This is a genomic window from Kitasatospora sp. NPDC001225 (genome assembly GCF_053597855.1).
On the sequence record NZ_JBSFJC010000086.1, the window covers coordinates 1 to 12,518 of the forward strand.

The following is a 12,518-nucleotide window of genomic DNA, read 5'->3' on the forward strand; positions in this document are numbered from 1 at the left end:
CGCCGACGGCCGCATCGTCGACGAACTCCACCAGCCCACCGCCGACACCGTCCTGGACCGCATGCGCCGCTTCGACGCCAAGGGCCGCACCAGCTGATCCGGCCCACCAGGGCCCGAAGCCACCCGTCCCCCGAGTACCCCCAGGACTGACACTCCCTCATGTTCCGCACCGCACTGCGCAATGTGCTCGCCCACAAGGGCCGACTGCTGATGACGGTACTGGCCGTCATGCTCGGCACCGCCTTCGTGTCCGGCACGCTGGTCTTCTCCGACACCTTCGGCAACGCGCTGAGGACCCAGAACTCCAAGAGCTACACCGACGTCGCCGTCACGGTCGCCGACCGCGAGGCCCGCAACCTCAGCGACGACGACGGCGGCCGGATCGCCGGCCCGACCCTCACCGAGGAGACCCGTGCCAAGGTCGCCGCGGTGCCCGGCGTCGCCGAGGTCCGCGGCGTGGTCAGCGGCTTCGCCGGCATCGCCGACACCAAGGGCGCGCTGATCGGCAACGGCTTCTCCACCACCGGCACCAACTACGTGCCGGGCGCCGACGGCACCGACCCGCGCTACCCGCTGGTCGAGGGCCGCGGCCCGAAGGACGCCACCGAGATCGCGCTGGACCGCAAGACCGCCGACAAGGGCGGCTACAAGGTCGGCGACACCGTCCGGGTCGCCGTCAACGGCCCGGTGATGAAGCTCAAGCTCACCGGCACCCTGACCACCAACGACCCGCGCGTGGTGGCCGGCGGCTCGCTCGCCGCCTTCGACACCGCCACCGCCCAGCAGCTCTACCTGGCCCCGGGCCGCTACGCCGAGCTGGACGTCAGGTCCAAGCCGGGCACCGACGACGCCGCGCTGCTCACCGCCGTCAAGCAGGCCGTCCCGCAGGGCGACTCCATCGAGGCGAAGACCGGCCGCGAACTCGCCGCCGAGCAGGACGAGATGATCCGGAAGGGCACCACCGTCCTGACCACCGTCCTGATGGGCTTCGCGGGCATCGCGCTGTTCGTCGGCATCTTCATCATCGCCAACACCTTCACCATGCTGGTCGCCCAGCGCACCAAGGAGCTGGCGCTGCTGCGCGCCGTCGGCGCCACCCGCCGCCAGATCACCCGCTCGGTGCTGATCGAGGCCGTGCTGGTCGGCCTGACCGCCGCGGTGACCGGTCTGCTGGCGGGCATCGGCATCGCCGCCGGACTCAAGTCGCTGCTCAACGGCCCGATGGACGCCAACCTGCCGGACGGCCCGCTGATCATCGCCCCGACCACGGTGGTCGCCGCGCTCGCGGTCGGCGTGCTGGTGACGGTGCTGGCCGCCTGGCTGCCCGCCCGCCGGGCCTCCCGGATCGCCCCGGTGGCGGCGATGAGCTCGGCCGAGCAGCCCGCGACCCAGAAGGGCCTGCGGATCCGCAACACCATCGGCCTGCTGTTCTCCCTGGCCGGCCTCGCCGCGCTGGCCGGCGGTGTGGCCGGCAAGGAGGTCAAGCTGGTCGGCCTCGGCGCCGGCACACTGCTGATCGGCGTGTTCGTGCTGACCCCGCTGCTGTCCCGGCCGCTGATCGCGCTGTTCGCCCCGCTGCTGCGCGCCGTGTACGGCGCCCCGGGCAAGCTGGCCCAGGAGAACGCGGTCCGCAACCCGCGCCGCACCGCCGCGACCGCCTCGGCGCTGACCATCGGCGTCACCCTGATCACCTCGCTGACGGTGATCGGCGCCTCGGTGAACCAGGCCGTGGACAAGGCCGCCGAGACCGACCTCAAGGCCGACTACACGGTCGCCATGCAGAACTTCTCGAAGCTCTCCCCCGAGGTCGCCGCCCAGATCGCCAAGGCGCCCGGCGTCAGCGTGATCAGCGCCGAGCGCAGCGTCACCGTCAAGACGGGGCAGAACGGCGAGGACAGCGAGTGGATGACCGCGGTGGACGCCGCGACCATCGACCAGGTGGCCACCGTCAAGGTCAAGGAGGGCTCCCCGGACGCCCTCAAGCAGGGCAGGCTGCTGGTCAGTTCGGGCCGCGCCGAGCGCGCCGGCTACAAGGTCGGCGACACCCTCGCCGTCACCTACCCGGACGGCGCCAAGGGCTCGCTGACCGTCGGCGGCATCCTGGAGGCCAACACCGCGCTGGCCTCGGTCATCGTCCCGGAGGCCGTGGTCGCCCCGCACCTGGCGCCCGCCACCGGCCTGGAGAAGGTCCTGGTCAAGGGCACCAACGGCGCGACCGAGGAGCTGAAGCAGGCGCTGCGCGACGCGACCGGCGGCAACCCGCTGATCGCGGTCAAGGGCGCGAAGGAGATCAAGGCGGAGAACCGCCAGATGATCACCGGCATCCTGAACATGATGTACGGGCTGCTCGGCATGTCCGTGGTCATCGCGGTGCTCGGCGTGGTCAACACCATGGCGATGTCGGTGTTCGAGCGCCGCCGGGAGATCGGCATGCTGCGGGCGATCGGCCTGGACCGGCTCGGCATCCGCCGGATGGTCCGGCTGGAGTCGCTGCTGATCGCGCTGTTCGGCGGGCTGGTGGGTGTCGGACTCGGCATCCTGGTCGCCTGGGCGGGTGTGCGCACGCTGGCGGACAGCCTCAAGGGCATCACCACCGTGGTGCCGCCGGTGCAGACCGTCGGCTTCCTGCTCGCGGCCGCCGTGATCGGCCTGCTGGCCGCGCTCTGGCCGGCCCACCGGGCGGCGAAGCTGGACATCCTGGACTCGATCAAGAGCCAGTAGTCCGGGCCCGGAACGGACGGAGCCCCCGGGGCGGTTCGGAAGAACCGGCCCGGGGGCTCCGTCGTGTCATCAGGCGAGCATCATCAGGTGGACATCGTCAACCGGACAGCATCAGGTGAACCGGATCGGGTGAAGCGGATCAGTTGAACAGCACCTTCTCGTTGTTCGGCTGCAGGGTGCCGGTGGTCAGCCCGGCGGCCGAGACCAGCAGCTGGCCGGCCGGCTTGCCGTCGGTGCCCAGCACCTCGGCGTTGACCGCCGTGGTCTCGTCCGGCGCGGTGACCTGGAGGCCGGTGAGCACGTGGCAGGTCGCGTCCGACTTGTCGCAGGCGCTCCACTTGAGGCCCGCGTAGCCGGACTTGTTGGGCTTCAGGGTGACCAGCACCGCGGGCCCGGGGTGCGACTCGCGGTTGGCCGCCAGCGCGTCCGCGCTGTTGTCGGCCTTCAGGCCGCCGAAGCCCGGGTAGCCGTACAGGGTGCAGTTGTGGCTGCTCTTGTTCTTGATCGTCAGCATCGCCGAGCCCGCGCCCTTGAGCTGCACGGTGGCGGTGATGTCGTCGCTCTTGCAGCGCGAACCGGCCGCCTGGCCGGCCATCGGGTCCCCCGGGACGGTGGCCCCGGCGGCGCTCGCCTTCGGGTCGCCCGGCTTGTCGTCGGTGTACTTCACGTCGTCGCACGCGGTCAGCAACACGGTCGCCGCGAGGGCGGCGACACCGGCGGCGACTAACCTGGCAGGCCTGCGAACGGTCATGTTCCCCCCATGTGTGGGTAATGGCATGGTGCTGTCACCCTAAGTACGAAGGTGCTGGCGCAACGGTTCCACTGGGACTGCAGTTTGTCAGAGCTGACCGTTTTCGTCGTCTTCCTGACTGGTTCCGACCGCTCCTGGCGAGAACTGGCTCCGCTCGTACGAAACCGCCCCGACCGGCGGGTGCCGGACAGGGCGGTACGGGTGGAGCGGGGTGGAGCGGGGTGGAGCGGGTGCTACGGGTGGAACAGGTCGAACGGCCGGATCAGGCGGCCGGCTTGGCGGCCACCGGCTGGGCGGGCTTCTTGCTCCTGCCGCCGCCGAGGAGGTTGAAGAACACCGCCAGGGTCGGGACCAGGTAGAGCAGCCAGACCACCAGCTGCAGCACCGTCGGGTCCGGCTGGAAGTTGAACACGCCCTTCAGCAGGGTGCCGTACCAGCTGTCCTTGGGGATGGTGCTGGAGATGTCGAAGGCCGTGCTGTGCAGGCCGGGCAGCCAGCCGGCCTCCTGGAGGTCGTGCACACCGTAGGCGAGGACGCCGGCCGCGACCACGACCAGCATCGCGCCGGTCCAGGTGAAGAACTTGGCCAGGTTGATCTTCAGCGCGCCCCGGTAGAACAGCCAGCCGAGCACCACCGAGGTGAGCAGGCCGAGCGCGGCACCGATCAGCGGGTTCCAGCCGTCGCCGGTGGCCTGGACGGCGGTCCAGATGAACAGGGACGTCTCAAGGCCCTCGCGGCCGACGGCCAGGAAGGCGGTGACCACCAGGGCGGTGGTGCCCATCGCGATCGCCGCGTCCAGCTTGCCGTGCAGCTCGGTCTTCAGGTGCCGGGCGGTGCGCCGCATCCAGAAGACCATCCAGGTCACCAGGCCGACCGAGATGATCGACAGCGAGCCGCCGAGCGCCTCCTGGGCCTCGAAGGTGAGCTGCGAGGAGCCGAACTGGAGCACCGCGCCGAAGGCCATGGAGAGCGCCACGGCCGAGCCGACGCCGATCCACACCGGCGGCAGCCGGTCCTTGCGGCCGGTCTTGACCAGGTAGGCGATCAGGATGCAGACGACCAGGCTGGCTTCGAGGCCTTCGCGCAGGCCGATCAGGTAGTTGCCGAACACGCGGGCTCCTGGGGGGTGTCGAGATGGTACGGGAGAACAGGAGGGGTGTCAGCCGAAGAGGGCCTGGCCCCACCACTCCCCCGGCTTGCGCACGCCCGCCGGGCAGGCGAAGTGGGCGGAGCCGACGTGCTGGATGTACTCGTTGAGCTTGTCGCTCGCCGCGAGCTTCTGCTGGAGCGGGACGAAGGCCTTGCGGGTGTCGCGCTGGTAGGCGAGGAAGAACAGCCCGGCGTCCAGGCGGCCGAGGCCGTCGGTGCCGTCGGTGAAGGAGAAGCCGCGGCGCAGGATCATCAGGCCGCTGTTGGCGTCCGGGTGGGCGAGGGCGACGTGCGAGGTCGCGGGCATCGCCGCGAGGTCCGGCGCGTCGTGCTCCTTGCCCTTGCCGTACGGGGCGCCCTCGCCCTTGGTGCGGCCGAAGGTGTCCTCCTGGTCCTTCAGCGAGGCGCGGTCCCAGGTCTCGATGTGCATCCGGATCCGCCGGGCGACCAGGTAGGAGCCGCCGGTCATCCACTCCGGGCCGTCGCCGGGGGCGGCCCAGACGTGGTCGGCCAGCTTCGCGCCGTCGGTGCCCGCGATGTTGTGGGTGCCGTCCTTGAACCCCATCAGGTTGCGCGGGGTCTGCTCGTCCGGGGTCGTCGAGGAGGTCTTGCCGAAGCCGAGCTGCGACCAGCGGATGTTGACGGTGCCCATGCCGATCCGGGCCAGGTTGCGGATCGCGTGCACGGCGACCTGCGGGTCGTCGGCACAGGCCTGGACGCAGAGGTCGCCGCCGCTGCGGGTCGGGTCGAGCTTGTCGCCCTTGAAGTTCGGCAGGTCGATCAGGCCCTCGGGGCGCTTGGCCTGGAGGCCGAAGCGGTCGACGCCGTCCTTCTCGAACAGGCTCGGCCCGAAGCCGATGGTCAGGGTGAGCCGGGAGGCGGGCAGGCCGAGGGCCTCGCCGGTGTCGTCCGGCGGCGCCTCCGGCGAGCCGGGCACCGCGCCGGTGCCGACCTCGCGGCCGCCGGTCATCGCGGCGGCCGCCTTGGTCCACTCCTTGAGCAGCTTGACCAGGGACTCCCGGGTGGCCTTCTCGGAGACGTCGAAGGCGGCGAAGTGCAGCCGGTCCTGGACCGGGGTGGAGATGCCCGCCTGGTGCTCGCCGTAGAACGGCACCTCGGCGCCGACGGGGGCGGCGACCGGGACGGCGTCGTCCTGCCGGGTGGCCGCGGCGACCGAGCCGACGGCGGCGGCGCCGAGCGCGACGCCCGCGCCGGCCCAGCCGATGACGGCGCGTCGGCTGACCGCGCCCCTGGTCCCGGTGGCGTCGGCGGCGGCCGGCGTCCCGTTCTGCTGCTCGTTCTCCGCGTCCATCGGCGGGCGGGCCCTTCTACTGTGCTGGACTTCTGCGCTGACCCGCGGAGGCCGTGGGGCCCGGATCGCGGGCCGCCACGGCGTCGGCGGGGTACTTCGGGGTGGGGTGGCCGGTTACTTGACGACCACGGCGGCGGCCAGCTTCGACAGCGGCTCGCCCAGCGAGTTGACCGCGTCGGAGAAGGCCTTGCGCTCGGCCTCGGTGACCTTGTCGTAGGAGGTGAAGGTGCCGTCGGCCTGCTTGTACTTGGCCAGCAGGGTGTTGATGGCGGCGAACTCGGAGTCCAGCGTCTTCGCCAGCTCCGCGTCCTTCTCGGAGGCGACCGGCTTCAGCAGCTCGTAGGCCTTCTGCGCGCCCTCGACGTTGGCGTGGAAGTCGGCCAGGTCGGTGTGGCTGTAGCGGTCCTCCTCACCGGTGATCTTGTTGGTGGCGACCTCGTCCAGCAGTTCCTTGGCGCCGTTGGCCATGCTGGTCGCGGTGATCTCCGCCTCGGGGATCTTCTTCTGCCAGTCCTTGAGGTCGGCGACCAGCTGGTCGGCGAGCTTCTTCTCGTCGTCGCCGATCTTCGCGTCGGCCCAGAGCGACTTCTCCAGCTTGTGCCAGCCGGTCCAGGCCTGGCCCGGCTCCAGCTTGTCCTCGCGGGTGTCGGTCTTCGGGTCGACGTCGCCGAAGCTCTCGGCGACCGGCTCGGTGCGCTCCCAGCCGGTGCGCGAGGGCGCGTACAGCGACTTGGCCTTCTCCAGGTCGTCCGCCTTGATCGCGGCGGCGAAGGCCTCGACGGCCGGGATGGTGGCGTCGGCCTGCTCCTGGGCGTACTTCCGGTAGGCGTCGACGGCGGCGGCCAGGCGCGGGTCGGCCGGCGCGGCGCTGCCGCCCTCACCGGTGACGGTGATCTTCTGGCGGATGCCGTTGCCGACCATGCCGGGCTTGCAGGCGATCTCGTACGAGCCGGCCTTGATCTCGGCGTTGATGCTCGCCTTGGTGCCGGGGCCGATGTTCTCGCGCTCGGTGACGATCTTGTCGCCGTCGCCGTAGACGTAGACCTCGGTGGTCTTGGAGCCCTTGTTGCTGATGTCCAGGACGACGTGGCCGGCCGGGAAGGTGGTCTTGGAGACCTCGCAGGCGGTGTCGGTCGCGTTCACCTTGACCGCGTCGGAGCCGCCGGCCTTGTCGTCCTTCTTGGACGCGCAGCCGGCCAGGGCTGCGGTCGCCACGGCGAGGGTGAGCAGCGCGGCTGCGGTGGAACGGCGACGGGCGGACATGCGGGCTCCAACGGGAAAGGGCATGGGTGTGCCAAGGCAGTGCGGCCGGCCGGGGACCAGCAGACCATCATTAGCTAAGGCATACCTTACGTAAAGACGATTTTCCGTCTACACCCACCCCCTGAACCGTTACCGTCCCGGTGTCCGGCGGGCGGCCGTCCTGCCCGGCAGGCCGCCACCGTCCCGGCGGGCGACTACCGTCCCGGCGTCCGGCGAGCCGCGGCCCGGGCCGTCCAGCGGCCCTCGTGCCGGCTGATCCGGATCGGGTGGCCGAAGGTCTCGCTGATCAGCTCCGTGGTCATCACCTCGTCCACCGGCCCGGCCGCCACGCACTCGCCGCCGCGCAGCAGCAGGGCGTGGGTGGTGCTCTCCGGCAGCTCCTCCAGGTGGTGGGTGACCAGCACGCTGGCCAGCTCCGGGTGCTGGTGGCGCAGCAGGTCCAGGCTGTCCAGCAGCAGCTCCCGGGCGGTCAGGTCGAGCCCGGTGGCCGGCTCGTCGAGCAGCAGCAGCCGGGGGCTGGGCATCAGCGCGCGGGCGATCAGGGCCCGGCCGCGCTCGCCCTGGGACAGCGTCGTCCACGCGGCCTCGGCCATCGCGCGCATGCCGAGCGTGTCGATCAGCTGCTCGGCCCGCTCCAGCGCCTCCGGGGCCGGCTTGCGGTGGAACTCCGGCTCGATCGTGTTGGTGTAGCCGGTGAGCACCACCTCGCGCACGCTCAGCGGCGAGCGCAGCGGGTGGCGCGGGTTGACGTGCCCGAGGTGGGCGCGCAGCTCGCGGACGTCCACCCGGCCGAGCCGGCGGCCGAGCACGTCCACCTCGCCGCGGGTGGGGTGGGAGACGGCGCCGAGCAGCGCGAGCAGGGTGGACTTGCCGGCGCCGTTGGGGCCGAGCAGCGCCCAGTGCTCGCCGGGCCGGATCTCCAGGGTGATCCCGCGCAGCAGGTGGCGGCCGTCGCGCACGACGTCCACGTCGCGGGTGCGCAGCACCGGCCCGGCGACGTCGGGGGCGGATGAGTTCATGGGACTCCGATCACGGTGCCGGGCAGGGTGCGGGCGGGGCGCCGCACGGGACGGTCCGGCGCCGTCCGTCCGCGTGCAGAGTACAACCGTCGAGTCGCGGGAGGTCGGGGCGTCCGAGGGGTGGACGCGCCAGAACCCTGTCGCCCGGCGGGAGTTGGGAGGAGGATGGTGCCCTTTCCGAGGGGGGACGAGGGGGGACTCGATGACCGCGGACGGGGAACGGGCCGCCGGCACGCTGCACGGGCTGGTCGAGGAACAGGCCCGCCGGGCGCCGGCCGCGGTGGCCGTGCGCTGCGGCGGGCAGGAGCTCACGTACGGGGAGCTGGTGGAGCGGGCCGGGCGGCTGGCCGCCGTGCTGGCGGAGCGGGGCCTGGCCCCGGGCGGCCGGGCGGCGGTCGCGCTGGGCCGGGGCACCGAGGTGTACGTGGCGCTGCTGGCCGTGCTGACGGCGGGCGCGGCGTTCGTGCCGCTGGAGCCCGCCGCGCCGGACGCGCTGCTGCGGCACGTGCTGGCGGACACCGCACCGGACGTGGTGGTCACCGAGGAGCGCCACCGGGTCCGGCTGGCGGACGCTGGCGGGGCGCCGCTGGTCTGCGTCGACACGGCCGCCCCCGCGCGGGCCCCGTTCGAGCCGCCCGAGGTCACCGCCGCCGACCTCGCCTGCGTCTTCTACACCTCCGGCTCCACCGGCCTGCCCCTCGGCGCGCTGATCGAGCACCGCAACCTGCTGGCCGCGTACGAGGGCTGGCGCGAGGTGTACGGGCTCACCGCCGAGGACCGGATCCTGCAGACCGCGAGCCTGGAGTTCGACGTCTTCACCGCCGACTGGGTCCGGGCCCTCGGCACCGGCGCGACCCTGGTCGTCACCCCGTTCAACCTCACCCTGGACCGCGCCGCCGACCTCGGCGCGCTGCCCGCCCTGGTCGCCGCCGAGCGGATCACCGTCCTGGAGCTGAACGTCCGCACCGCGCGCCGGCTGACCGCCCTGCTGGCGCGGACCGGCGGCCGGCTGCCCGGGGTGCGGCTGCTCACCGTGGGCGCCGAGAAGTGGTACCTGGACGAGCAGCTGGGCCTGCAGCGGCTGCTCGGCGGGGAGGCGAGGGTGCTGAACGTCTACGGGCTGGCCGAGGCCACCGTGGACAGCACCTGGTTCGACGCCAGGGGCACCGCGGCCGCCGAGGGCGCCGAACGGGTCTCGCTGGTCGGCCGGCCCTTCCCCGGCACCCGGGTGTACGTGCTGGGCCCGAACGGCACCCCCGCCAAGCAGGGCATGACGGGGGAGGTCGCGATCGCCGGCGCCGGCCTGGCCCGCGGCTACCTGAACCGGCCGGCGGACACCGCCCGCCGCTTCGTCCGGGCGGACTTCGACCCGGACGGCCGGGTGCTGCTGACCGGCGACCTCGGGGTGCTGCGGGCGGACGGCGTGCTGGAGTTCACCGCCCGGGCCGCGACCGTGGTCGGCCCGCTCGGCGCGGAGCGGCCGACCGGCGTGCTGGCGCGGGTGCGGGCGGCGGTCCACGCGGAGGGCGCGCTGCGCGGGCACCCGGCGGTGCGGGAGGCGGCCGTCGTCTACGTGGAGCCGGTACCGGGACGGCGGCGGCTGGTCGGCTACGCGGTGACCGATCCGGCCGTGTACGGGGCGGACGGCTGGTCGCTCTCCCAGTACCTGGAGAGGAAGCTCAGGGGCCGCCCGGTGCCCGCCGCCGTCGTCACGCTGCGCGAGCTGCCGCGCACCCGGGCGGGCAAGCTGGACCGCGCGGCACTGCCGCTGCCGGCCCCGCCGGAGCACGCCGCCCCGCGCTCCGCCAAGGCGGGCGGGCGGAGCGGCGGCAAGGGCGGCGGCAAGGCCGGGGGCCGGCGTTCCGGGGACGCGGGCTTCACCGGCGGCTGCGCGGCGGTGGTCTGCGTCCTGGTGTTCGCCTTCGCGGCCTGGGCGATGACCTTCGCGCTCTTCCCCGGCTCGACCGACCTCACGGGAGTCCCCTCCCCGTACCGCGGCTTCTTCCAGCTGCTGTACCTCTGCGAGAACCTGGCCTTCGGCGCCGGGATCGTCTACCTCACCATCGGTTTCGAGGCCGTCCTGCGGCTGGGCAGGCCGTTCGGGCTGTCGGTGCTGACCCATCTGGCGATCGCCTGGCTGCTGGTCAACTGGTGGCCGCAGGACAACCTCTACCGGCTCACCAGGGCCACCGACTGGCCGCGCGAGACGGCGATGGTGTTCGCGTTCAACGTCCCGCTGATGCTCGCGGCGCTGGTGCTGGTGCGCTTCGTGCTCTGGCGGCCGCCGGCCGGGAAGGAGTGACGGGACCCCGGCGGCGGCTGCTCAGGCGCACCTCGCCGGCGGCTCAGCGCAGCGCCTCGAACATCCGGGCCAGCCCGTGGTTCGCGGCGGCGACCAGCGCCTCGGCCGCGTCCAGCGACTCGGTGTCCGGCCCGGCCAGGGCGAGGCCGACGAAGGGCTCCGGCTCGCGAGAGGCGGTCGGGATCAGCGGCAGCAGGGTGACGCCGAGCCGGGCGCAGCGCGGCCGCAGCCGTTCCAGGTGGTCGTGCAGCGCGGCCTGGTCGAGCCGGGCGCCGAGCGGCATCGCGTCCAGGGTGCGGACCAGGTGGCCGGGGCCGCGCACCGCGTCGAGGCGGGCGCGCAGCACGAGGGCGACGGCCGGCCCGGTGAGCCGCAGGTTGATCTCGGTGGGGGCGAGCCGGCGCTCCCGGTCGGTGACGAAGTCGACGTCGTACCAGCCCCGGTAGCCCTCGGCGGCCAGCTGCTCCCCCACCGCCACGGCGAACCGGCGGGCGGTGTCGGCGGCGTCCCTCGGCACCGCGCCGGGGCCGACGGTGACGCCCTGGTAGCGGGTGCCGGCCACCTCCATGGCGCCCGCGCCGACCGGGTGGACGGCACCGTCCGGGCCGACCAGGGCGTCCTGGGTGAGGTCGCGAAGCCGGGCGGACGGGCCGGCGTCGACGTACTCCTCCAGCAGCAACTCACCGTCGGCGGGCAGGAGTTCGGTGCGGACCAGGCGCCGCAGCAGAGCCCCGCCGCCGCCCGCGGCGAACAGTTCGGCGGGCTCCACCACGACGGTGCCGTAGCCGCCGACGCCGTACGGGCTCTTCAGCACCGTGGTCAGGCCCCGGACGGCGCGGGCGGTCAGCCGGCGGGCCGCCCGGCGCCGACCGCCCGGGCGCTCCTGGTGCGGCACCCGGATGCCGGGGTGCCCGGGGGCGAGGGCGGTGAACAGGTCGTGCGCGGCGGCCTTGGACTCGTAGCGGCGGACGGCGGCCAGCTCGGGCCCCTCGCCCTGCGCGGCCGTCCGGCCCCACCCCACCACCGGACGGCCGGAGTCGGCGATCCGGGCCGCCAGGGCGGGACGGTCGGCGAGGGCCTCGGCCACCGTGCGGTCCGGTGCCACGCCGCTGTGCACCTCGACCGGGCCCCAGGCCAACTCCCGGGCCAGCCAGTCGGTCCACTCCGGGGCGACCTCGGCAGGCAGCACCAGCAGTGCCGGCTCGGGGCTGTAGCAGGCGGCCAGGCAGGCGTAGTGGTGGGCGTGCCGCAGCCGTCGCAGGCGCTGTGCAGGATCCATGCCGGGGGCGAAGAACTGCGCGTTGAAGTCCGCGACGTCGCCCACGTGGACCGCCGCCCGGCCGCCGGTCCAGGCCCCCACCCATCCGTCCATGGGGCGGAAGCGTAGGGCCTCGGCGGGCCGGCCGCCCAGTGTCGGAGCAACGGAGGTCCGGCTGGCCGGCGGCCCCCCGGCAAGGTGTCAGAGCGCCAACAGCCCGGCGTCGGTGGGGCGCAGGCCGCAGGCATCGAGGTAGAAGGGGCGCAGGTGCGGCTCGAAGTCGACGTGCAGCCAGGCGCAGCCGGCCGCGCGGGCGCCGTCGGCGGCCTCCGTGACCAGCCGGGTGGCGACGCCCTGCCGCCGGGTGTCCGGGGAGACCGCGGTGTCGAGCAGGAAGGCGTGGGCGCCGCCGTCCCAGGCGAGGTTGACGAAGCCGAGCAGGGCGCCGTCGGCGGTGCGGCGGGCGGTGACCCAGCCGAGGCTGTGCCGTTCCAGCCGGGCGAGCCGGCCGCCGGGTTCCACGGGGTGGCCGAAGGCCTCGGCGTGCAGGGCGTCGAGTTCGGGATCGGTGAGCGGGCCGCGCCACAGGTAGTCGATCGTCACGACGGCACTGTAGAGCCCTTGTTAACTTCCGATCATTTTTTATCGACCAAGGACACGACTTGGCAAAGTTATGACCTTTCCTCTAGCTCGATCTGACTGACCCCCGTCAATCTCGGTCGCAGCTCCTTTCCCTGCACAGC

General features: G+C 73.2%; 9 protein-coding genes and 1 pseudogene. 3 read left to right on the forward strand and 7 right to left on the reverse strand.

The window, feature by feature from the left end; translation table 11 throughout:
* Together ACWDCZ_RS26060 and ACWDCZ_RS26065 are read left to right on the forward strand one after the other, a co-directional pair.
* Nucleotides 1-97 (forward strand): annotated as a pseudogene (locus tag ACWDCZ_RS26060) (ABC transporter ATP-binding protein); the annotation flags it as partial.
* A gap of 62 nt (nt 98-159) precedes the next feature.
* Nucleotides 160-2,721, forward strand: coding sequence for an ABC transporter permease (locus ACWDCZ_RS26065; RefSeq protein WP_449817101.1), 2,562 nt, complete (start codon nt 160-162; stop codon nt 2,719-2,721).
* Between the two features lie 139 nt (nt 2,722-2,860).
* Here the strand turns inward: ACWDCZ_RS26065 and ACWDCZ_RS26070 are convergent, their stop codons facing one another.
* From ACWDCZ_RS26070 to ACWDCZ_RS26090, 5 genes are all read right to left on the reverse strand, one after another.
* On the reverse strand, nt 2,861-3,472 hold the full coding sequence (locus ACWDCZ_RS26070) for a DUF4232 domain-containing protein (RefSeq protein WP_158077734.1): 612 nt from the start codon (nt 3,470-3,472) through the stop codon (nt 2,861-2,863).
* Nucleotides 3,473-3,734: 262 nt separating this feature from the next.
* Nucleotides 3,735-4,583 carry an iron uptake transporter permease EfeU gene (gene efeU, locus ACWDCZ_RS26075; RefSeq protein ID WP_117486587.1) on the reverse strand — a complete coding sequence of 283 codons (849 nt, stop codon included), beginning with the start codon at nt 4,581-4,583 and terminating at the stop codon, nt 3,735-3,737.
* Nucleotides 4,584-4,631: 48 nt separating this feature from the next.
* Nucleotides 4,632-5,933: an iron uptake transporter deferrochelatase/peroxidase subunit gene (gene efeB, locus ACWDCZ_RS26080; protein WP_049655800.1), complete on the reverse strand. Its 1,302-nt coding sequence runs from the start codon at nt 5,931-5,933 to the stop codon at nt 4,632-4,634.
* A 114-nt stretch (nt 5,934-6,047) separates the two neighbouring features.
* Entirely contained in the window at nt 6,048-7,196 is a 1,149-nt protein-coding gene (efeO, locus tag ACWDCZ_RS26085) for an iron uptake system protein EfeO (protein WP_117486588.1), read from the reverse strand.
* A gap of 194 nt (nt 7,197-7,390) precedes the next feature.
* A complete protein-coding gene (locus ACWDCZ_RS26090) occupies nt 7,391-8,215 on the reverse strand; it encodes an ABC transporter ATP-binding protein (RefSeq protein ID WP_387824201.1) in 825 nt (274 codons plus the stop codon).
* A gap of 202 nt (nt 8,216-8,417) precedes the next feature.
* Between ACWDCZ_RS26090 and ACWDCZ_RS26095 the strand changes: the two genes are divergently transcribed.
* A complete protein-coding gene (locus ACWDCZ_RS26095) occupies nt 8,418-10,517 on the forward strand; it encodes an AMP-binding protein (RefSeq protein ID WP_449817102.1) in 2,100 nt (699 codons plus the stop codon).
* Between the two features lie 43 nt (nt 10,518-10,560).
* On the opposite strand, the gene ACWDCZ_RS26100 is transcribed toward ACWDCZ_RS26095, so the two are convergent.
* On the reverse strand, nt 10,561-11,889 hold the full coding sequence (locus tag ACWDCZ_RS26100) for a hypothetical protein (RefSeq protein WP_449817103.1): 1,329 nt from the start codon (nt 11,887-11,889) through the stop codon (nt 10,561-10,563).
* Between the two features lie 87 nt (nt 11,890-11,976).
* On the reverse strand, nt 11,977-12,378 hold the full coding sequence (locus ACWDCZ_RS26105; protein ID WP_449817104.1) for a GNAT family N-acetyltransferase: 402 nt from the start codon (nt 12,376-12,378) through the stop codon (nt 11,977-11,979).
* Nucleotides 12,379-12,518: the final 140 nt, after the last annotated feature.